Consider the following 22,392-nt stretch of genomic DNA (forward strand, 5'->3'; position numbering starts at 1 on the left):
GGCTAAGGCTCCGACAAGACAAGCTAACAAACGGCTTAAAAGAGAGCTTTGATATTGACATTAACAACAAATGGTTAAGCCTGACAGGCGTAGCTTTATTCTGGGAAACCTAGCGATTTAGAAAGAAATGGAATTAACTGTAGATATAAAACAAGAAATAGCTGTTATCGAATCGGGCGTGATACATACCAAGTATGCGACTGACATTTGCGAAATGATTGAAACAGCTGCTAAAATAAGAGGAACAGGGATAGCCAAGAGAAATCCCTTATACATTGCTCAAAAACTTCAGGAAGGAAAATCGGTTATTGCCTTTGCAGGGAATAAGGTTATCGGTTTTTGTTATATCGAAACCTGGGAACATGAGTTATATGTAGCCAATTCGGGTCTTATTGTCCATCCGGACTACCGTTATGTTGGTTTGGCCAAGCAAATAAAAGAGAAAGCTTTCCACTTATCGAGAAAGCGTTTCCCCGAAGCAAAAATCTTCGGATTAACCACCAGCTTGGCGGTCATGAAAATCAACTCAGACCTGGCTTACAAGCCCGTTACTTTTTCGGAACTCACCACAGATCAATCTTTCTGGCAAGGATGTGCGTCATGCATTAATTACGACATCCTACAAAGAACCAATCACAAAATGTGTTTGTGTACAGGCATGTTGTGCGATCCGAAAAACCCTCAGAAATCATTTTAGTAGAATCAGAAGCAAAAACAGAATCATGATAACAAAAGATAAAAAAGTCGTTTTAGCCTACAGTGGCGGATTAGATACAACATACTGTGCTCTTCACTTATCGAAGGATTTGGGCATGAAAGTTTATACAGTATTGGGAAATACAGGCGGATTTAGTGACGAAGAACTTGCCGCAATCGAGAATAAAACTCAAAAACTAGGTGTGATAGAACATTCCAGTATTGATTTGACTGAAGAGTATTACGCAAAATGTATCAAATACCTGATAATGGGTAATGTTCTAAAGAATAACTGCTACCCTTTATCAGTTAGCTCGGAGAGAGCTTTTCAGGCCATGGCTATTGCCCAATATGCCCACGAAATTGGTGCCGATTATATTGCTCATGGTAGTACTGGAGCAGGAAACGATCAAATCAGATTCGATTTAATCTTCCAAATAATGGCACCTAAAGCCAAGATTATTACCCCAACTAGAGATCTGGAGTTGAGTAGAGAAGATGAAATTCAGTACCTGAAAGAAGCAGGTATTGATGATGCTTTCGAGAAGATGGCTTATTCTATTAATGCAGGAATTTGGGGAACTAGCATAGGTGGGAAAGAGACCTTAGTATCGGATCAAACCATTCCTGAGGAAGCTTATCCATCTCAAGTAACACAAACTGAGCCTTCAGAGCTTAGTATTGGATTTGAAATGGGAGAACTGGTATCGGTAAACGGACAAAAGTTTGAAAATCCACTTGATGCCATTAAAACCATTGAAAAAATAGGATCGGCCTACGGAATAGGTAGAGACATGCACATTGGGGATACCATTTTGGGAACAAAAGGTAGAGTTGCCTTCGAAGCAGCTGCGCCTGTTTTGATTCTGAAAGCTCACGAAATGCTTGAAAAGCATTGTCTAAGTAAATGGCAAATGCATTGGAAGGATCAGTTAGGTGATTTCTACGGCATGCTTCTACACGAAGCTCAATACCTGGAGCCATTGATGAGAAATATAGAATGTTTCCTTGAAGATTCTCAGAAAACAGTTACAGGAGAAGTGAAGTTGATGCTTTATCCTAAATATTATCAGATGGTGGGCGTGATTACACCCAATGACTTGATGAGTGATGCTTTCGGACAATACGGAGAGAAAAATAAAGGTTGGACAGCCGATGATGTGAAAGGTTTTACCACAATCCTAGCGAACTCGATGAAGATTTATCACACTATAAATGCGAAATAGAATGATAAAGATAGGAATTATAGGAGGAGCGGGTTATACCGCAGGAGAGTTGTTGAGACTCTTGCTTTGGCATCCAGAGGCACAGATCGTTTTTGTACAGTCGAGCAGTCATAATGCACAGCCCATCAGTAAAGTGCATCAGGATTTACTAGGTGAATGTTCATTGAATTTTTCAGATGCCAATTTTAATGCTGTCGATGTGATTTTTCTTTGCTCAGGTCATGGTAAAAGCAAAAGATTTTTTGAAAAAAACAACTTGCCAGAGGATTTAAAGGTCATCGATTTGAGTATGGATTTTAGATTGGAAAGCGATGAGCATGAATTTGTCTACGGTTTGCCTGAGATGAATAAAGCGAGCATTTCTGAAGCTAAGTACATTGCAAATCCGGGTTGTTTTGCAACGGCCATTGAGTTAGCTCTATTGCCACTGGCAAAGCATCAAGCACTGAAAGATGAAGTACATGTAACAGCCATTACAGGATCGACAGGAGCAGGTCAGGCACCAACAGGAACATCGCATTTTTCGTGGAAGAATAATAATGTATCACTATACAAAGCTTTCGAACACCAGCATTTAGCTGAAATAAACGAGAGTCTGAAGAATTTGCAAACGGATTTTAATAAAGCACTGAATTTTATCCCTGTGAGAGGGAATTTCTCTCGAGGTATTTTAGCATCGGTTTATACCACTTGTGAGTGGAGCCTTATCGAAGCCATGGTTCATTATCAGAACTATTATCTGGATCATCCATTTGTGGTGATTAGTGATGAAAACACAGATGTGAAGCAGGCCGTAAATACCAATAAATGCATTTTGCACTTGGAGAAACATGGCGATAAGCTACTTATTGTTTCGAGTATAGACAACCTCTTGAAAGGAGCATCAGGACAGGCTGTTCAGAATATGAATATCATGTTTGGATTAGCTGAAGATGCAGGCTTAAGATTAAAGCCAGTTGCCTTTTAAAGGTTCAAAAGCTTAAAGGATAAAGTAAAAAGGATAAAACCAGCTTTGCTGGTCCCGATTTTCGGTGTAAAAGGGCTTCGGCTCCAAAAAAATAGGACGCATGCAATTATTCAATACATATACAAAATACGATATCAATTTGGTTTCAGGTGAGGGCATTATGCTAGCCGATGCTGAGGGAAAAGAATATAAAGATTTTTACGGCGGTCATGGTGTGATTTCTATAGGACACTCACATCCGCATTACTTATTTCGTCTTGAAAATCAGATGAGATGCTTAGGTTTTTATTCCAATGTGGTTGAAAATAAACTACAGGACCAACTGGCTGAGAAGTTGGGTGAGCTTTCGGGTTACGATGATTACAATCTATTCCTGTGTAATTCAGGGGCAGAGGCCAATGAAAATGCCTTAAAATTAGCAGCCTTTCACACAGGGAAATCAAAGGTGATTGCCATAAAAGGTGCTTTTCATGGAAGAACAGGAGGCGCACTAGCAGTAACAGATAATACGAAGCTGGCTTCATGTTATAATGCCAAGCACAATGTGGCTTTCATAGAGATGAACGATACGGAAGCCTTAAAAGCTGAGCTTGAAAATGGTGATGTCGCAGCTTTTATTATTGAAGGGATTCAAGGGGTAAATGGTGTCGTGATGCCAGAAACCGATTTCCTAAAAGAGGCAGAAAGCTTGTGTCAAAAACATGAAGCTCTTCTAATTCTCGATGAGATTCAATCTGGTTATGGCAGAACAGGGATGTTTTTTGCACATCAGCACGCCAATATCAAAGCCGATATCATTACAACTGCTAAGGGGATGGGGAATGGATTTCCTCTTGCTGGAGTTTTAATTAACCCAAAACTAGAGGCTAAAGCAGGTTTGTTGGGAACAACATTTGGTGGGAATCATTTAGCCTGCGCTGCTGGAATCGCTGTTTTGGAGGTGATGAAAGAAGAGAAATTGATAGAAAATGCTGCAAGAGTTGGTGAATACCTTGAAGACGAACTGAAAAAGATTCTTGGAGAACAATCTATAAGAGCAAAAGGTTTGATGATAGGTATTGATTTAGAAAATAAGGCTGAAGTTAAATCAGCTCTACTTTTTGATAAGGCCTACTTTACAGGAGCTTCAGGCGAAAAGACCTTACGATTATTACCACCCTTGACATTGACAATGGCCGATGCCAAGGTATTTATAAGCGATTTTTCATCACTAATTGAAAAGCAATAGTTATGAAGAATTTGACACTAGTGAAAATTGGAGGCAATCTGATAGATGATGAAAGTAAGCTGTCAGAATGCCTTAAAGCTTTTGCAAAAATAGAAGGTGCTAAGCTTTTGGTTCATGGAGGAGGTAAACTTGCCTCTGATTTGGCTAAGCAATTGGGCATTAGTTCGCCAATGATTGATGGACGAAGAATTACCAATGCGGAGACTTTAAAAGTTGTCAGTATGGTGTATGCAGGATTAATCAACAAAAAGATTGTTGCTGGTCTTCAAGCTATGAATCAGCAAGCGATTGGTTTATGTGGTGCTGACGATAACTTGATATTAGCTGAAAAACGACAGCATGCAAGCATCGACTACGGCTATGTTGGTGACGTTCTTGAGGTGAATACTGAGGCATTGTCTGATTACATTGAAAAGAATAAGGTTTTAGTCTTATCTGCCATTACGCATGATGGAAAAGGACAGCTATTGAATACCAATGCTGATACAGTTGCAACAGAATTAGCCATCGCATTAAGTGAAAAATATCAGGTTAAACTAATCTATTCATTCGAGAAGCAGGGGGTTTTAATTAATCCTGAGGATGATATGAGTTTTCTGAAGAGTCTTGACTCTAGAATGTATGAGGAAATGAAAGAAAGAGGGAGCATTAATAAAGGGATGTTGCCAAAAACAGAGAATGCTTTTAGAGCTTTTGATAAGGGTGTACATGTTATTATTGGTGACCTTCTGAGAATATCAAAAGATAAATATTGCGGAACCGAATTGATAGAATTCTAATGATGAATTTAGATACATATAAAGCACTAGCAATTGAAACCCTTAAGGGATTAATTGGCATACAATCATATAGTGAAGAAGAAGATCAGGCAACTGATTTAATGGAGAGTGTTCTTAAAAGTCATGAATATCAAACCCATAGGAAAGGGAGTAATGTTTGGGCTTTCGGAAAACACAATTCTGAAGGTAAGCCACTCTTGCTTCTGAATTCTCATTTGGATACCGTAAATGCTTCGGCATCCTGGACTAAGGATCCTTTTCATCCACTTGTAGAAGATGGTAAATTGTACGGATTAGGATCGAATGACGCTGGAGGATGTTTGTGTTCTCTTATGGCAACCTTTTTTGCACTTGATGAAAAAGAACAGCCATACAATCTTGTGTTTGCAGCTTCTGCCGAAGAGGAAATATCGGGTAAGGGTGGGTTTGAATTGATTCAAAAGGAGATTGGAAAGATTGACATCGGCATTGTTGGTGAACCAACACTTATGCAGATGGCAATTGCTGAAAAAGGTCTGATGGTACTTGATGTTGAAGCTAAAGGAAAAGCAGGACATGCCGCCAGAGGTGAAGGTGTGAATGCCATTGAGAAAGCCATGAAAGATTTGCAATGGTTTCAGACTTACAAATTCGATAAGGAATCAGATATACTGGGTCCTGTAAAGATGACTGTGACTCAGATTGATGCTGGATCTCAGCACAATGTGGTGCCAGATTCTTGCAGATTTGTGGTGGATATAAGAAGTAATGAACATTATAACAATATGGAGCTTTTTACTTTTATCAATGGCCAAACTGAAAGTGATGTGAAAGCCAGATCCTTTAGAATGAATTCTTCAGGTATCGACTTGAAACACCCGCTGGTTCAGGCTGGAATCAAAATGGGAAGAAGCTATTATGGTTCTCCTACGACATCGGATCAGGCCATTATGAAGGGCTTTCCAACTTTAAAGTTTGGACCCGGAAATTCAGCTCGATCTCATACGGCAAACGAATACATCAATCTATTAGAAATTGAAGAAGGGGTTGAGATTTATTACCAGCTATTGAATGGTTTGGAAATACAAGGTTAAAGGATAAAGTGATAAAAGGATAAAGGAGCTTATAGCTGGCAGCAGTTAGTTATAAGCCTAAAAAAATATAGATATGAAACTTTGGGATAAAGGCACGAAGATTAATCAGAATGTAGAAAATTTTACGATTGGGAAAGATCGTGAGCTTGATTTACAGCTAGCTCCTTTTGATGTATTGGGTTCGTTAGCTCATTGCAAAATGTTGACCAGTATTAATCTATTGGAGCCAGAAGAGCTTGCTCTTGTTGAGAAGGAACTACAAAAGATATTTGTTGATATTCAAAATGGAAATTTTTCAATTGATGACGGTGTTGAAGATGTTCACTCACAGGTTGAATTTCTACTAACAGAAGCTTTAGGCGATGTGGGTAAGAAGATTCACTCTGGAAGATCAAGGAATGATCAGGTTCTATTGGATTTAAAGCTATTCACACGTCATGAAATAGAAAGAGTGGTGAATGAAGCCAAAGCACTATTCGATCAGCTAATTGAAAATTCTGAGAAGTATAAGGATGTCATTATTCCAGGCTACACGCACTTGCAAGTGGCCATGCCATCATCTTTTGGCTTATGGTTTGGTGCATACGCAGAGGCTTTGAGCGATGATTTGGCTTTGTTACAATCAGCCTTTAAAGTAGTAGATCAAAACCCTCTTGGTTCAGGTGCTGGTTATGGCTCCTCATTTCCACTCGATCGTCAGATGACAACAGATTTGTTAGGCTTTGAAAGCCTGAATTACAATGTGGTTTACGCACAAATGGGAAGAGGGAAAATGGAGTTTGCAGTTGTTTCTGCACTTTCTAATATGGCCTACACCATTGGGAAATTGGCCATGGATGCTTGCTTGTACAATTCACAAAACTTTGGTTTTATCAGTTTTGCTGACGAGTTTACCACGGGTAGTAGCATTATGCCGCATAAAAAGAACCCGGATGTTTTTGAGTTAGTAAGAGCAAAAGCAAACTCTTTGCAAGTACTACCGACTCAGATTCAAGCAGTCAGTTCGAATCTGCCTTCAGGTTACCATAGAGATTATCAGCTAACAAAAGAATTCTTCATGCCAGCTTTCGATCAATTAATATCCTGTCTGGAAATGACTAAAACCATGCTTTCGAATGTAAAAGTCAATGAGAATTTACTAGAGGACGAAAAATACCAGTATCTGTTTACTGTTGAGATGGTAAATGAATTGGTCCTCAAGGGCGTTCCTTTCCGTGATGCCTACAAAGAAGTTGGGGCATTGGTAGAATCGGGACAGTTTAAGTACGATGGTGATTTAAAGCATCAGCACGAGGGCAGTATTGGAAATCTCTGCAATGAGCAAATCAAATTGAAACTAGAAAAAACGATTCAGACGTTTAATTTCGAAAAGATCGATCAAGCCTATAAAAGTTTATTGGGGAGAAGTTAGTACCTTATAAGGCAGTAGAATAAAGAATAATAAACAACCATTATATAATTACAATTTATGTTGAAACAAGCAAAGTTAATACTGGAAGATGGTAGCGAGTATCATGGAACTTCTTTTGGTTATGAAGGGTCTGTGGCAGGAGAAATGGTCTTCAATACGGCTATGACAGGTTATCCTGAAAGTTTGAGTGATCCATCGTACCGAGGTCAGATTTTGGTGACAACCTTTCCTTTGATTGGAAATTATGGGGTTCCCGGAGACAGAAAAGAAGATGATTTGTTTCGTCATTTTGAATCAGAAAAGATCCAGCTTTCAGGTTTTGTTGTATCGGATTACACGGAGGACTTTAGCCACTGGAATGCAAGTTTAAGTTTATCTGATTGGATGAAAGAACATCAAATTCCAGGTATTTATGGGGTGGATACACGAGCACTAACCAAGAAGCTTCGTAATAATGGAAGTATGAAGGCAAAGATTGTTGTTAATGATGAGGATGTATCTTTTATCGATCCTAATTTTCGACATCTGGTTTCTGAAGTCAGCACTACAGAGATTAAGACTTACGGAAATGGTAAACACAAAGTTCTACTGTTGGATTGCGGTTGTAAGAATAATATCATTCGTTGCCTTTTGAAGCGTGATACGACAGTTACTCGTGTTCCTTACGATTTTGACTTTACGAATGAAGATTACGATGGCTTGTTTATTTCTAATGGACCAGGTGATCCGAAACAGAATGTTAAGGCTATTGAACACGTGAAAACAGCTTTAGATCAGGATAAGCCAATAATGGGAATTTGTTTGGGAACACAGCTGATGGCTTTAGCAGCAGGAGCTGATACTTATAAGTTAAAGTATGGACATCGTTCTCACAATCAGCCTGTCCTTTTAAAAGGGACAAAGCGATGTTATATTACCTCTCAAAATCATGGTTATGCGATCGATACGACAACATTACCATCGGATTGGGAGGTTTTGTTTGAAAATGCTAATGATAATACCTGTGAGGGAATCAAGCACAAAACCAAGCCTTTCTTTTCTTCTCAGTTTCACCCTGAAGCCTCAAGTGGACCAACTGATACCGAATTCTTATTCGATGATTTCATTGCAATGATGGAAGAGTACAAAGGGTAAAGTACTTAAAGTAGAAAGGTTAAAGTGAAAAAAGGGATATCAGAATTAACATTAACTCAGAAAAACATGACTCATAACATAAAGAAGGTATTGGTATTAGGTTCCGGAGCGCTTAAGATTGGTGAAGCAGGTGAATTTGATTACTCGGGATCTCAGGCTCTAAAAGCTATGAAAGAGGAAGGTATCAAAACGGTACTTATTAATCCCAATATTGCAACAGTTCAAACCTCGAAAGGTATCGCAGATGAAATCTATTTTCTACCTATAACGCCTTATTTTGTCGAGCAGGTGATACTAAAAGAGAAGCCAGATGGTATTCTTTTGGCATTTGGTGGACAAACAGCATTGAATTGCGGTATTGAGCTATTCAATGCAGGAACCCTTGAAAAATATAACTTGAAGGTTCTTGGAACACCTATCGAGACCATCATCAAAACAGAAGATAGAGAGGTTTTTGCAAATGAACTTCGCTCGATTGATGTAAAAACGCCAAAGAGTATGGCGGTAGGGTCAATTGATGGGGCTTTGGATGCAGCAGGAAAGTTGGGCTTCCCAATCATTATTCGTGCAGCCTTTACTTTGGGTGGTCAAGGCTCAGGATTTTGTAATAATATGGATGAGCTAAGAACCTTAGCAGAAAACGCTTTGTCTTATTCATCTCAAATTTTAGTTGAAGAGTCCTTGAAGGGATGGAAAGAAGTGGAATACGAGGTGGTTCGTGATGCTTACGACAACTGTATTACGGTATGTAATATGGAAAATTTCGATCCTCTTGGAATTCATACAGGAGAAAGTATCGTTATTGCACCATCACAAACACTAACCAACTCAGAATATCACAAGCTAAGATCGCTTGCCCTTAAGATTATTCGTCACTTTGGTGTGGTTGGAGAATGTAATGTTCAGTATGCTTTGGATCCAAACTCTGAGGATTACCGAGTGATTGAGGTGAATGCTCGTTTATCTCGTTCTTCTGCACTGGCTTCTAAGGCAACTGGTTATCCTTTAGCCTTTGTAGCAGCAAAGCTTGGTTTAGGTTATGCACTCCAGGATTTAAAGAATGCAGTAACCAAAACAACGACAGCTTGTTTTGAACCTGCTCTCGACTATGTGGTTTGTAAAATACCACGTTGGGACTTGAATAAGTTCGAAGGTGTCACCAAGGAGATTGGCTCGAGTATGAAGTCGGTTGGAGAAGTGATGGCCATTGGTCGAAACTTTGAGGAAGCCATTCAGAAAGGTCTGAGAATGATTGGACAGGGTATGCACGGATTTGTGGGCAACCAAAATTCCAAGTTCGAGGATGTTGATAAGGAATTGGCTAACCCTACAGATATGAGAATATTTGCTGTCGCTCAGGCTTTTGAAAAAGGATACTCAGTCAACCAGATTCATGACTTGACAGCAATTGATAAATGGTTCCTAAGTAAGCTAGAGAATATCAGTAAGTTAAAATGGGATCTTAAAAAGTACAATGATTTAAACTCTCTGAATACAGATCTATTTCGTAAAGCTAAAGTGTATGGTTTCTCCGATTTTCAAATTGCTCGTTTTGTTTTAAAGCCAGTTGATGGGAATATGGAATCTGAACTTCTACAAGTTAGAAATTGCCGTAAGAAACTTGGAATTACCCCGGTTGTGAAGCAAATAGATACGCTTGCAGCTGAATATCCAGCACAAACAAACTACTTATATTTGACTTATAGTGGTAGTGAAGATGACTTGGTTTATGAGAATGACAATAAGTCGGTTATAGTTCTTGGGTCAGGTGCATATCGTATTGGTTCCAGTGTGGAATTCGACTGGTGTAGCGTAAATGCTTTGAGTGGTGTGAAGAAAGAAGGTTACCGTTCAGTCATGATCAACTACAACCCTGAAACGGTGAGTACTGATTACGATGTGTGTGATCGTTTATACTTCGATGAACTGTCATTCGAAAGGGTTTTGGATATTATCGAGCTAGAACAGCCTAAGGGTGTTATTGTATCTGTAGGTGGTCAAATACCTAATAACCTTGCGATGCGCTTACACGATGCAGATGTTAAGGTTCTAGGTACATCTCCTGAAAGTATTGATAGAGCGGAGAACAGAAAGACCTTCTCTGCGATGTTAGATGATTTGGGTGTAGATCAGCCACGTTGGGCGGAATTGAGTAGTATTGAGGCCATTCATACCTTTATTGATGAGGTTGACTTCCCGGTTCTGATTCGTCCAAGTTATGTGCTATCGGGAGCCGCTATGAATGTGGTATCCAATAAGAACGAATTGGAGCATTTCCTAAATCTGGCAACACAGGTTTCGAAACAATACCCTGTGGTTGTGAGTGAATTCATTCAGCAAGCTAAAGAGATCGAGTTCGATGGTGTAGCAAAAGATGGTGTCGTTCTGATTGATGCGATCTCTGAACATGTCGAATTCGCAGGGGTACACTCAGGTGATGCCACCTTAGTATTCCCACCACAGAAGCTGTATTTTGAAACCATTCGTAGAATCCGTAAGATAGCGGCCGAGATTGCCAAATCTTTAAATATTACAGGACCATTTAATATGCAGTTGTTGGCAAAGGATAACGATATTAAAGTGATCGAATGTAATGTGAGAGCCAGTCGAAGTTTCCCATTTGTTTCGAAAGTAATGGACTTTAATTTTGTGGAATTGGCAACTAAGGCCATGCTTAATGGAACGATTCCTACGCAAATGCCATCTATGTTCGAATTGGAAAATATTGGTGTGAAAGCCTCACAATTCTCCTTCTCTAGATTGTCAAAAGCTGACCCGGTTTTAGGTGTAGATATGGCTTCGACGGGTGAAGTTGGTTGTATCGGGCCTGATTACTATGATGCGATACTAAAATCAATGTTATCAGTAGGTTATCGAATCCCGAAGAAGGGCGTTTTGATTAGTAGTGGACCTATTCGCTCAAAAGTTGAACTTCTTCAGAGTACTCAGATGCTTCAAGAGAAAGGCTACAAACTATATGGGACACGTGGGACTGCAAAATTCCTTTCTGAGAATGGAGTTGAGATAGAAGCTGTCGCTTGGCCAGATGAAAAGGGTGAAAAAACAGCCTTGGATTTGATTCGAAGTAAAGAGGTTGATTTCGTGATCAACATTCCGAAGAACTTAAGCGAAAACGAGCTTTTCAACGATTATCAAATAAGACGTGCAGCCATCGATCTAAATGTGCCTTTAGTAACGAATGCTAGATTGGCAAGTGCCTTTATCTACTCATTCTGTAAAAAATCACTGGAGACTTTAGATATTAATACTTATAGCCACTATTTATCCTAAGCTTCTAACAGCTTAACCAAATTAATCCTGACATGTTTTCGAACTGTCAGGATTTTTTGTTGTATCGAATTTAAATTGCTTGGAACATCTCTCTTAGTTTTGAAAAAAGCTATTTTTGTTATTCAATTCATTATTACTCTGCATATGTCATCAAGCTTTAATTATTCTAATGCACCAGGGCAATTTACGATTTCATCATTCGAAAGTGAAATGCGTTCTACAGTGCCGTACTTCGTTTATTTGCCTCCCAATTGGAATCCGAATGGGAATTATAGCTTGCTTTTGTTTTTACATGGTCAAGGAGGAGATGAAACAACTTTTCAAAAGTATGTAAAGGCTGATCAGCTTAATGAATGGATTTTATCAGGTGAGCTTAATGATATTGTGATTGCAGGTATTCGAGGGGATAATGATAGAGATAAAATTCAATGGTTTACGCCTGAGAACGAATCTTTACTCATCCCAGAACTAAATGGTGAGTTTATTCAGTTCTGTAGAGATCATTTTAAGGCTGGTGGAGAGAAAGAAGGTGTTTCGCTTGAAGGCCATTCCAGAGGAGGAGGTGGAGCTTTACATTATCTGTTTAAATACCCCAATAGCTTTAAGTCTGTTATTTCAATGGGCTATGTGAGTGATTACACGCTAGCTGAAAATAAAGAGTTGGCACTAAAGAATAAAGCTGCGCTAATTGAATCAGGTGTTCAACTCTATATGGAAATCGGAACTGAAGATCGATTTGTTAGAAATCAGAATAGAAAGGCTAGTTTTGCCATGCATGATTATTTGGATGAAATAAAACTACCCCACAGTTTTGAGTATCTGCATGGAGTAGAGCATGGCTTTGACAGCTTTTGGCATCACTATTCTGATGAAGAAACACAGAATGGCTTGCGACACCTTAAAAGGCATTGTGAGGGCTTATAGATATTTTGTTTTATTCTCCTAAAATGATCTTACGAACAACAGCTTCCATATCAATTGTATCATCAGTAAATTTGTATCCAATTTGGAAAAGTAAGCCATCGTGCCATGCATAATACACTTTAGAACCCGTTGAGGTGTGTTCAATTGTACTTTTAATTGGGTCATATGAATAATAAGGATACATGGTAGACCAGTGTGGGAACAAGTTTTTAAAGAATAATGGCAAATCATCTGTTAATTCTAAATCCCTATAAATTACAACTTCTTCAGGACTATCAGCTCCATCTACATTAAAATCAATTCGCCACTGATCAATTGGATCATCACTTGAATTAGGATCGTCTATGAAAGGATTATCAGTCAGTTGGGTAGCTGAGATGATGAAAAAATCCTGATTGTCAGCCTTATACTCAGCAGTGTTTTCGAAGAACGATATTTGAATTTCAAAGATAAGGGTATTAAAAGCGTTCCAAAAGGTAACAATATTGGCTTTTTGGATTCCTGTTGTGAATGGAAAATCACTCAAGAGTGGTAAATGAATCGCATCTCTCATTTCCTTAGGAATACTGGAAAAGCATTCAATAATTGAGCTTGGTTCATAATAACTCACACCTTCAGATTTTGGTTCCTCCAGAATTTTAAAATCATAGTTGTAAGTTCTTGAATCACCTTTTACTTTTATTAAATCTTCAACTAAAGCTTCATTTTCATCTACATATCCAGAATGCTTAGATTCTTTTTGACATGAGAATAATAATAAACTTAGGCTAATTATCGATAAGGGTAGAATAGCTCTCATAAACAAGATGTTGTTGATTATATTATACAAAAATAGTGTTCTTATCCGAAAAATCAGAATTAAATTGAACAAATAATAAGATTAATTGAATTCATGTTTGTTTTATATCCTTGATAAAAGTATCGAAATTGTACACGAAACCTATTAAAAATTAGATTTATGCAATTATACTAGTTTTGATTAGCGAGTTCCCAAGCTGTTAAGAATACGAGTTGTGCAACCCGTTTAATATTTTTATAATTCAATTTATCAGCCGTATCATTTGTTGTATGATAATCATCGTGTAGCCCATTGAAATACATAATGGAGGGGATACCTTTTTCTACAAAGGAAGCTTGATCTGAAGCACCATAGAGTGGGTTGTGAGGCTGATCGTATTCATAATCTAGAATTAAATTTGGATGCAAGCTGTTTAAACTGTCACTTAATTGTTTAAGCTTTGGATTTAAGTCCGAGGTTCCCAATAAATAAACGTAATTAGAAAGTTCATGATTGGTATCAATTCGTCCCAACATATCCATATTTAAGTTTGCTTTGATCGATTTTAAAGGGACGGGCGAGTTGTTAATAAAGAACCGTGAGCCAAGCAGGCCTTTTTCTTCACCTGTAAAGGCCACAAATAGAATACTACGTTTAGGTAGCTTGTTCTTTTTGCAGGCATCCTTAAAACCTTTTGCTATCTCAATTAGTGCCGAAGTTCCAGAAGCATTATCATTGGCTCCGTGAAAGACTAAGCCTTTATGAGCACCTAAATGATCGTAATGAGCAGAGATAACAATGTATTCATTAGGTTTTTCTGTGCCCTCTATTAAAGATATAACATTTTCTGTTTTTATTATTTCATCATTCTTTATTAACTGCAATTGCAGATGGGTTTTTATAGGTGTTGTTTGATTTTGATTCGTGACGATATTTTTTAGCTGTTTTAGTTTTAAGCTTGTTATCGCTTTTGCAAGTCGAGTAGAAATAGGAATAATTTGTTGGGTTCTTATATAGTCGTATAAATCTAATTCTTTACTAGATCTTATTGTATCAGCTATATTAATAGGTTCCTTTAAACGAAAACGTTTATTTCTCATGCTCTTACTTGTATGTATAAATCGATCAAACAAGCAGTTGTTTATTGGATCGCAAAATAAGATTAGGCTTGGTTTGGAATGTTTCCATATTTGAAATGCTTCAGAAAAAGCTTTGTGGAAGTTTGTTGTAAGAAATAAAACCGCTTTGTTGGTGAAATCAATTTCGGAATAGTTTTCGATGGGAGAATTGCCGATGAAAACGATATCCAAATCTTTGAAAGTTGAATCTTGCACAGGGGCGGCCACAAAATCCTTATAATTGCGAAAAGTTCTCTTGTTAACTTTTATTGTTCCTGAAGGTAATCTCAGTTTGGAAAGATTAAGGGATTGAAAGTAGGATAGGCTATCCTGACTTTTATCAATCGCCTTTAATCCTGCATGTTTAAATTGGGAATAGATATAGACTGCTGCATTTTTTTGTCCTTTTGTTCCCGTTTCACGTCCCTGCATTTTATAAGAGCAAAGAGCTTCGACATTTTTTTCAATATCTTTCTCAGAAATACGATGTGCGAAGTCAATATTAGAATAGTTTTGTGAAAAACCAAGCAATTGAAAGCTTAAGCTTATTAATAAACAGAAAATTGCTCTTTTCATAAAAGAAATTTTAAATCTAGAAATTCATAGAATTGTTTAGTTAAAAGTAATGATTTTATATTAAGATAAATACCTTTTAGGTATTGAATGAAATTGAAAGCGAATAATATTTAAATAGGATGGTAAGAATACATTTTCACGAAAGTTTTTATCAAGACATACGTCTTGGTAAAAAAATACAAACAGCTCGAATAGATGAACCACATTACCCTTTAGGTCAGGCAATGGCTGACTTCTCTGATGGTTCGAGTATGCCAATTGAGATTACAGGAATAACATTTAAGACAATTAATCGTATGAGTGTAAATGAAATTCAAAAAGATGGGTTTCAATCCAAAACTGAACTCTGGAATGCTTTAATTGGTTTTTATCCTCATTTGAATGAAGAAGACCTTTTAATGTTGGTCGAATTTAGATGCATTCTGAATAAATACTAAAAGACTTGTGTGTAAAAGCGAATGTACTTAGAAATCTGCACTTTATAAAATATGAGAGAAAAACATTTTTTCATTCATCAATGAAAAATCGACGTTCACGTAAATTAATTTAAGCTTCATCATTAATTTTTGAATAAAAAGATTTATAATTGTGAAAGAAAAGTTTGAAATTAAAACAATGTTTAAAGAGAAGAAGGAGAATTGAATGAGATTCTCAGCGAGGGAACTATTATAAACTTTAGTTCTTGTTGATTCAGTTTAAACAAAATCTATTTTTTACCTTTAATACTATTTAGTTATGAAAAACGTAGCCGCATACTCACATATTGTAGAAAAAGAAATTCAGCAGCACAAAATTGAAGCACGTAAGATTCTAGATAAGATTGAACAAAAATTCAATAAAGGAAGTTTAGTTGCTGCTCATCACTTCAATCAAGTAAGCTCTGAGTTAATTAGATTGGTAAAGCATGAATTGGAAGCTGCAGGTTTTAAACCTGAGTTTATTGGGAATAGACCTAACGGACATATTGTGTTAAGGGTTAGCTTAATTCAATCTGCAATGATGTGTAATTAGAATTTGTATAGAAAGAAAAAACGATATATTATAAAAGGGGATAAACTGAATTGTTTATCCCCTTTTTTCATGTCATTTGTCTCGTCCTAATATAGCCTTACACAAAAAGGAACACTATGGAATAAGCACCTGAAAGTAAGTTAAGCCCTACTTCTAACTTTTCTAAGGCATCTTTTTAACTCATAATATCAAGCATACCAATGATTGGAATATTACAATTTATCTAAAATTGAAAGAAGAAATCCCTTTCATGCTGATCGAGTTTATATTTATTATTAATGAGTAGTGAAAGATTTGAATGTAAAAGCTAATGTGCTTAAAAATTTGCACTTTATAAAATATGGAAAAAAAGAGCATTGTCGTTAATCATTAAAAAAGTGACATTAGTGTAAGAAGAGGCGAGTTTAGTCATTGGTTTATTAATAAAAGGTTTATATTTGTGATCGAGAAGTTTTATAAAAAACTTTTCTGTTTGAAATTAAAACAATGTTTAAAGAGAAGAAGGAGAATTGAATGTGATTCTCAATGAGGGAACTATTAAAAATTTTAGTTCATGTTGATTCAGTTTAAACAAAATCTATTTTTTCACCTTTAATTCTATTAAGTTATGAAAAACGTAGCCGCATACTCGCATATTGTAGAAAAAGAAATTCAGCTGCATAAAATTGAAGCACGTAAGATTCTAGATAAGTTTGGACAAAAATTTAATCAAGTAAGTTTAGTTGTTGCTCAATCATTTCAATCAAGTAAGTTCAGAGCTAATTAGATTTGTAAAGCATGAATTGCAATCTGCAGGTTTTAAACCTGAGTTTATTGGGAATAGACTAACAGACATATTGTGTTAAGGGTTAGCTTAATTTAATCTGCAATGATGTGTAATTAGAATTTGTATAGAAAGAAAAAACGATATATTATAAAAGGGGATAAACTGAATTGTTTATCCCCTTTTTTCATGTCATTTGTCTCGTCCTAATATAGCCTTACACAAAAAAAGGAACACTATGGAATAAGCACCTGAAAGTAAGTTAAGCCCCAACTTCTAACTTTTCTAAGGCATCTTCTTAACTCATAATATCAAGTATACCGATGATTGGAATATTACCATTTATCTACATTTGAAAGAAGAAATCCCTTTCATGCTGATCGAGTTTGGATTTATTATTAATGAGTAGTGAAAGATTTGTATGTAAAAGCTAATGTGTTTAAGAATTTGCACTTTATGAAATATGTGAAAAAAGAGTATTGTCGTTAATCAGCGAAAAAATGATATTAGTGTAATAAAAAGCGAGTTTCGTCATTGATTTATGAATAAAAGGTTTATATTTGTGATAGCGAAGTTAAAAAAAAACTTTTCTGTTTGAAATTAAAAGTATTGTTTAAAGAGTGGACGGAGAATTGAATGTGATTCTCAATGAGGGAACTATTAAAAATTTTAGTTCATGTTGATTCAGTTTAAACAAAATCTATTTTTTCACCTTTAATTCTATTTAGTTATGAAAAACGTAACCGCATATTCGCATATTGTAGAAAAAGAGATTCAGCAGCATAAAATTGAAGTAAGTAAGATTCTAGATAAGTTTGAACAAAAATTCAATAAAGGGAATTTAGTTGTCGCTCATCACTTTAATCACGTAAGCTCTGAGTTAATTAGATTGGTAAAGAGTGAATTGGAAGTTGCTGGATTTAAACCTGAGTTTATTGGGAATAGACCTAACGGACATATTGTATTAAGGGTTAGCTTAATTCAATCTTCAAAGATGATTAATTAGAACTTGTATAGAAAGAAGAAACGATATATTATAAAAGGGGATAAACTAAACAGTTTATCCCCTTTTTCATGTCTTAATTTGGCTTATTTTTTGCGAAACATTAGATACAAACCAATAATCGCCGATACAGCACCACCAATAATGCTTCCAGTTGCATTATTATCTTTTTGTCCCAGGGCACGTGTAAATTGTGACTCTAAGCTGTTGAGTTCAGTAAAGCCATATGTAATAAGTATGATACCTAAAACAACAAGAATTGCTGCACTAATTTTCTTGACATTCATAATAGAGCTTGTTTATTTTGTGCCCAAAATACGTATAACTCCTGAATAGTTAATCTCTTTTTCATTTTTAAGAAAATCAATTAAACAATCGGCAGTAATCACATAGGAATTTTGTCCTTCATCGGTATGATCGAATGTATAGGCACTTGCTACATAAGAATTGAGTCCAACTTTATAGGTTTTACTTTCATCCAATTCTCTTCCATCATAGTCTTCAAGTTGAATACCTTGTTCCATGTAGCGATACTGTATACCAGCTACTTTCAAATCACCACTTCCTGTTCCATTAATTAGAGAGCGAATCTCATCACAAGTCATTTCATAAATGATGACCTCATTATTAAAAGGATCCAGTTCGTAAACGTGTTTAATTTTTATATCTCCAAGAGGTAACCACGATCTAATTCCTCCTTTATTTTGAAAGGCAATGTCAGTCTCCAATTTCCAATTAATTGCATCTGTCATTAGTGCACCTATCTCATCTTTATTATTGAATTCTGCTAAATTTTGGGCGATGACTTTGTTTAGAGCAGGATTATCGTTGTATTCGCTAACTAATGAAGCAATTTCCGAATCTGTTTTAGTTAAGTTTTCTACTTCTATGAGTTTAGCAGATTTTGAAAGCACAAGCCCATCTTCAATTTTTATATCTACACGACCAATATATCTGCCTTTAGAACCAGCTTGACAGATTAAAGCATTATTTTCTTCATAAGGATTTTTGATAACTTTATGTGAGTGTCCACCAATTATAAGATCAATTTCATTGTATTCAATGGCTAATTTTCTATCAGAATTTTCACCTAAATGTGATAAAACAACAAATAGGTTGTCATTCTTTTTTAGGTAAGTGTAATTTTTAGCCTCACTTATATAATAAGGAAATTCTATTCCTTCAACTTTATCAGGATGTGTTGATGGTATATAACGGCCATTAATCTCTGTCCCTGTCTCAATAAGACCTAATATTTTAATTTCAAATCCCCCATTGCTTGTAAGTGTTGTGTAAGCATTAGGTTGATTTAATGTTGCATTTCCAGCATCTATATTGGCACAAACGAAAGGGAAATTAGCTTGCTCTATTCGATTATTCAAAGTTTCTTGTCCATAATCAAACTCATGATTACCAATTACTGCAGCATCGAATTTTAACTTATTCATTAAATCGATCATTGGGTAACCTGGTTTATTGTGTCGGTCTACATAAGGATTTCCACTAAATAAGTCACCCGCAGAAAATAAAAAAACATTATCGTTGGTTTCTCTAAGTTCATTGATATAAGCTGCAATTTTTGGGAAATTATCGATTTCTGCATGAACATCGTTTATGTGAAGAATGATGATATCTTCACTCTTATTCTCGACTACAATAGTATTGGATGAGTCCTTACTACATGCTCCAAGAAGCAGTATGAGTGAGAGGAAGAATAAGGGTTTAATTGTTTTGATCATTTTGCTTTGTTTTTAATAAAAAGTTCAATCCCATCCCATAAACATCCATCAGCATCCATTGAGTTTCCACGTTCATCTTCAAGCCGAATCTGATGATTCATTAAAAGTTTATGGCTTTCTTTTGAATACTTCAAGACTGCATCCGATAGGCGTGCACCTTTGAATATACTTACTGCTGTATGGTTGATGAAAACCTCCATTGATGCTTTATATGCGTTTCAGAAATATAGAGATACAAAGTTAAACCCTTTTTTAGATAAAAGAGAACATGAGTATAAACAACAGTTCTAATAAGTAAGCATTTTCCCTCCTGATTCCTGAGCGCGTTGCATTGAGCGAAGTCGAAATGGAGCCGAAGGATAGGAGGGAGCATTCCGATTATTCGGTATGCTTGATGGGCTGGTGTTAAGCAGTTTTAAAGGCATATCCTAAGGTGTTTTTTTTAATGGATCTAAGTGAGAAGCGCATATTTACTACTAGCAGGATTATGAAGAGTGCTTCTATTTTATGAAGAATATTTATTTTGCTTGACTTTTGAATATTGATTAGTCGAATTTATCTTTAATTTTGCGAACTTAAATTTTTAGTGTTGTTAGCTCTCCAATAAGCTAGGATAACAATACTTTTTCAAAATATATATAAGAAATAACAGCCTACATTATTAGGAACTTTGGCAAGCATTAAAGTATGAAATTGAACATATTCGATATTTCTCTGTTAATATTATAATTCAGTATTTCATTTTATAAACGAATACAACGAAACATTTACAAACAATGGACATAAAAAATAATCAAAAGATAGAGTCGACTGATAAACAGAAGCAATCAGACGAGCTTTCAGTTACAGAGTTCAAACCTAAGACAAATGAAATGCTGAATGAAGCGAAACCTGCTAGACGAAACAGGAGACAAGCTACTGAAGAAGAATTAAATAATCCGTTGCATGGAGTGAAATTAGTTGTGGTATTAGAACGTTTGGTAGAGCATTATGGTTGGGAATATCTCGGAGAGCGTGTCAATATTCGCTGTTTCAAATACAACCCTACAATGAAATCAAGCCTTGGATTTTTGAGACGAACGACTTGGGCTCGAGAGCATGTTGAGGACATTTATTTAGAAATGTTGAAAAGGAAACGATTTGGCAACATCACATAAACCCAATTTCGCTAAAAGCCTTCTTGGTTCACAAACCATAAAAGGGGTTTAGCTTAAGCGTTGTGTGGCATTGAAAAACATGAGCAGTATCAAAATTGAATTGATTTGAAATGAAAAAGCCTTTCCTTTAATATTTATCTGCCTAATATGCGTTTCAGAAATAGAGATACAATGTTTAGCCCATTTTAGGTAAAGAGAACATAGTTGAATATTGTATTTAAAATATAATTATGAGAAGACGTTTATCTTCGAAGTATCTCTTTATTTATGGCTTTAACCAAGGCTGGGCCTTCGTATATAAAACCTGTGTAGAGTTGAATAAGAGAAGCTCCGGCATCCAGTTTTTCTAAGGCATCCTCTTTGCTCATTATACCACCAACACCAATTATGGGAATACGACCATTCGATTTCTTATGAATGTATCTAATTACCTCAGTGGAACGATCACGAAGGGGTTGACCACTCATGCCTCCAGCACCTACTTTTTTAATCTGCTCATCAGTATAGCTTAAACCATCTCTCGAAATGGTCGTGTTTGATGAAACAATGCCATCAATCTTTGTTTCTTTTACGATTTCAATGATATCATCGAGCTGAGACTGATTAAGATCTGGTGCTATTTTAAGAAGAATAGGTTTAATTTTTCCTTTGGAACAATTTATGTCCATCAAGTCACTCAAGAGCTTTTTTAGAGGTTCTTTTTCTTGCAGTTCTCTTAAATTTGGTGTGTTTGGCGAGCTCACATTTACTACAAAGTAGTCAACAAGAGGGTAGAGGGCATCAAAACATTTGATATAATCACTTGTTGCATCTTCATTTTGGGTGAGTTTATTTTTGCCAATGTTCCCACCAATGAGAATTTGAGTTCTTTTTTTGCGTAAACGCTGAACAACTTCTTCTACGCCTTCGTTATTAAATCCCATGCGATTTACTAAAGCCTTGTCATTTACAAAGCGAAAAAGGCGTGGGAGAGGGTTTCCTGCTTGTGCTTTGGGTGTAACCGTACCAATTTCTATAAAACCAAAGCCCATACTTCCCAAAAAATCGAAAGCTTCAGCATTTTTATCTAAACCAGCAGCTAAACCAATAGGATTTTGAAATGTCAAGCCAAATAAATTTCTCACTAGTCTAGGATCTTTGACGCTAAACTGTGCTGAAACTATTGATCGGATAAGCGCTGATCTTTGAAATAGTTTAAAGCATTTAAAAGTAAACTTATGAACAGATTCTGGATCAAACTGAAGAAGAATCGGGCGTATGGCTAATTTATATAAACTCATCTATCTTAATTTTTATACAAAGATAATAGGAATTCTATAATAAAAGAGGAGTGAGTCTGATTTGTGAGTGGGGGTATAAAAAAAGAGATTAACCATATGGCAATCTCTTTTTTCGTGATCCCTCTGGGGTTCGAACCCAGGACCCCATCATTAAAAGTGATGTGCTCTACCAGCTGAGCTAAGGAATCGTGCTAATTTTATTTGAAAGACTTTCGCTTGTCTTATTGTGATCCCTCTG

General features: G+C 36.2%; 21 protein-coding genes and 1 tRNA gene. 15 read left to right on the top strand and 7 right to left on the bottom strand.

The features are described 5' to 3' along the window. Positions 1 to 127 precede the first annotated feature (127 nt). The 10 genes from ACXR6G_RS17535 to ACXR6G_RS17580 all read left to right on the top strand — a co-directional run bounded on the left by ACXR6G_RS17535 (position 128) and on the right by ACXR6G_RS17580 (position 12,729). Complete coding sequence (locus ACXR6G_RS17535) at positions 128 to 697, top strand: GNAT family N-acetyltransferase (RefSeq protein ID WP_458362752.1); 570 nt, start codon at positions 128 to 130, stop codon at positions 695 to 697. 25 nt (positions 698 to 722) lie between these two features. Continuing rightward, positions 723 to 1,922, top strand: coding sequence for an argininosuccinate synthase (locus ACXR6G_RS17540; RefSeq protein WP_458362753.1), 1,200 nt, complete (start codon positions 723 to 725; stop codon positions 1,920 to 1,922). A 1-nt stretch (position 1,923) separates the two neighbouring features. Continuing rightward, entirely contained in the window at positions 1,924 to 2,889 is a 966-nt protein-coding gene (argC, locus tag ACXR6G_RS17545; protein WP_458362754.1) for an N-acetyl-gamma-glutamyl-phosphate reductase, read from the top strand. A gap of 100 nt (positions 2,890 to 2,989) precedes the next feature. Continuing rightward, positions 2,990 to 4,117 (top strand): aspartate aminotransferase family protein, encoded by a 1,128-nt coding sequence (locus ACXR6G_RS17550; protein ID WP_458362755.1) that lies wholly within the window; start codon positions 2,990 to 2,992, stop codon positions 4,115 to 4,117. Positions 4,118 to 4,119: 2 nt separating this feature from the next. Next, positions 4,120 to 4,896 carry an acetylglutamate kinase gene (gene argB, locus ACXR6G_RS17555; protein ID WP_458362756.1) on the top strand — a complete coding sequence of 259 codons (777 nt, stop codon included), beginning with the start codon at positions 4,120 to 4,122 and terminating at the stop codon, positions 4,894 to 4,896. Beyond that, positions 4,896 to 5,969, top strand: a complete 1,074-nt coding sequence (locus tag ACXR6G_RS17560; protein WP_458362757.1) for a M20 family metallo-hydrolase — start codon at positions 4,896 to 4,898, stop codon at positions 5,967 to 5,969. Before argB ends, ACXR6G_RS17560 begins: the two co-directional genes overlap by 1 nt. 73 nt (positions 5,970 to 6,042) lie before the next feature. After that, positions 6,043 to 7,380, top strand: coding sequence for an argininosuccinate lyase (gene argH / locus ACXR6G_RS17565; RefSeq protein ID WP_458362758.1), 1,338 nt, complete (start codon positions 6,043 to 6,045; stop codon positions 7,378 to 7,380). Positions 7,381 to 7,437: 57 nt separating this feature from the next. Continuing rightward, entirely contained in the window at positions 7,438 to 8,514 is a 1,077-nt protein-coding gene (gene carA / locus ACXR6G_RS17570) for a glutamine-hydrolyzing carbamoyl-phosphate synthase small subunit (RefSeq protein ID WP_458362759.1), read from the top strand. 66 nt (positions 8,515 to 8,580) lie between these two features. Next, entirely contained in the window at positions 8,581 to 11,805 is a 3,225-nt protein-coding gene (gene carB, locus ACXR6G_RS17575) for a carbamoyl-phosphate synthase (glutamine-hydrolyzing) large subunit (protein WP_458362760.1), read from the top strand. Positions 11,806 to 11,949: 144 nt separating this feature from the next. After that, on the top strand, positions 11,950 to 12,729 hold the full coding sequence (locus ACXR6G_RS17580) for an alpha/beta hydrolase (protein WP_458362761.1): 780 nt from the start codon (positions 11,950 to 11,952) through the stop codon (positions 12,727 to 12,729). Positions 12,730 to 12,739: 10 nt separating this feature from the next. Here ACXR6G_RS17580 and ACXR6G_RS17585 read toward each other — a convergent pair whose 3' ends face one another. Together ACXR6G_RS17585 and ACXR6G_RS17590 are read right to left on the bottom strand one after the other, a co-directional pair. Beyond that, the gene (locus tag ACXR6G_RS17585; protein WP_458362762.1) at positions 12,740 to 13,528 is read right to left on the bottom strand and encodes a hypothetical protein; all 789 of its coding nucleotides are present in this window, start codon (positions 13,526 to 13,528) and stop codon (positions 12,740 to 12,742) included. A 170-nt stretch (positions 13,529 to 13,698) separates the two neighbouring features. Continuing rightward, positions 13,699 to 15,201: a M28 family metallopeptidase gene (locus tag ACXR6G_RS17590; RefSeq protein WP_458362763.1), complete on the bottom strand. Its 1,503-nt coding sequence runs from the start codon at positions 15,199 to 15,201 to the stop codon at positions 13,699 to 13,701. A 119-nt stretch (positions 15,202 to 15,320) separates the two neighbouring features. On the opposite strand from ACXR6G_RS17590, the gene ACXR6G_RS17595 reads away from it, so the two are divergent. The 4 genes from ACXR6G_RS17595 to ACXR6G_RS17610 all read left to right on the top strand — a co-directional run bounded on the left by ACXR6G_RS17595 (position 15,321) and on the right by ACXR6G_RS17610 (position 17,981). Continuing rightward, positions 15,321 to 15,638 carry an ASCH domain-containing protein gene (locus ACXR6G_RS17595; RefSeq protein ID WP_458362764.1) on the top strand — a complete coding sequence of 106 codons (318 nt, stop codon included), beginning with the start codon at positions 15,321 to 15,323 and terminating at the stop codon, positions 15,636 to 15,638. Positions 15,639 to 15,936: 298 nt separating this feature from the next. Then, the gene (locus tag ACXR6G_RS17600; protein ID WP_458362765.1) at positions 15,937 to 16,212 is read left to right on the top strand and encodes a hypothetical protein; all 276 of its coding nucleotides are present in this window, start codon (positions 15,937 to 15,939) and stop codon (positions 16,210 to 16,212) included. 607 nt (positions 16,213 to 16,819) lie between these two features. Next, entirely contained in the window at positions 16,820 to 16,978 is a 159-nt protein-coding gene (locus ACXR6G_RS17605) for a hypothetical protein (protein WP_458362766.1), read from the top strand. A 727-nt stretch (positions 16,979 to 17,705) separates the two neighbouring features. Then, entirely contained in the window at positions 17,706 to 17,981 is a 276-nt protein-coding gene (locus ACXR6G_RS17610) for a hypothetical protein (protein WP_458362767.1), read from the top strand. A gap of 83 nt (positions 17,982 to 18,064) precedes the next feature. On the opposite strand, the gene ACXR6G_RS17615 is transcribed toward ACXR6G_RS17610, so the two are convergent. The 3 genes from ACXR6G_RS17615 to ACXR6G_RS17625 are packed head-to-tail and all read right to left on the bottom strand — an operon-like array spanning position 18,065 to position 19,917. Then, positions 18,065 to 18,265, bottom strand: coding sequence for a DUF3185 family protein (locus ACXR6G_RS17615; RefSeq protein ID WP_458362768.1), 201 nt, complete (start codon positions 18,263 to 18,265; stop codon positions 18,065 to 18,067). Between the two features lie 12 nt (positions 18,266 to 18,277). Further along, on the bottom strand, positions 18,278 to 19,717 hold the full coding sequence (locus ACXR6G_RS17620) for a bifunctional metallophosphatase/5'-nucleotidase (protein ID WP_458362769.1): 1,440 nt from the start codon (positions 19,715 to 19,717) through the stop codon (positions 18,278 to 18,280). Beyond that, complete coding sequence (locus ACXR6G_RS17625; protein WP_458362770.1) at positions 19,714 to 19,917, bottom strand: hypothetical protein; 204 nt, start codon at positions 19,915 to 19,917, stop codon at positions 19,714 to 19,716. The genes ACXR6G_RS17620 and ACXR6G_RS17625 overlap by 4 nt, the downstream gene beginning before the upstream one ends. Before the next feature lie 576 nt (positions 19,918 to 20,493). On the opposite strand from ACXR6G_RS17625, the gene ACXR6G_RS17630 reads away from it, so the two are divergent. Continuing rightward, on the top strand, positions 20,494 to 20,874 hold the full coding sequence (locus ACXR6G_RS17630) for a VF530 family protein (RefSeq protein WP_458362771.1): 381 nt from the start codon (positions 20,494 to 20,496) through the stop codon (positions 20,872 to 20,874). Positions 20,875 to 21,116: 242 nt separating this feature from the next. Here ACXR6G_RS17630 and ACXR6G_RS17635 read toward each other — a convergent pair whose 3' ends face one another. Continuing rightward, positions 21,117 to 22,154 (bottom strand): quinone-dependent dihydroorotate dehydrogenase, encoded by a 1,038-nt coding sequence (locus tag ACXR6G_RS17635; RefSeq protein WP_458362772.1) that lies wholly within the window; start codon positions 22,152 to 22,154, stop codon positions 21,117 to 21,119. Positions 22,155 to 22,269: 115 nt separating this feature from the next. Beyond that, a tRNA-Lys gene (locus ACXR6G_RS17640) sits at positions 22,270 to 22,342 on the bottom strand. Positions 22,343 to 22,392: the final 50 nt, after the last annotated feature.

It is taken from the genome of Ancylomarina sp. YFZ004 (assembly GCF_054254355.1).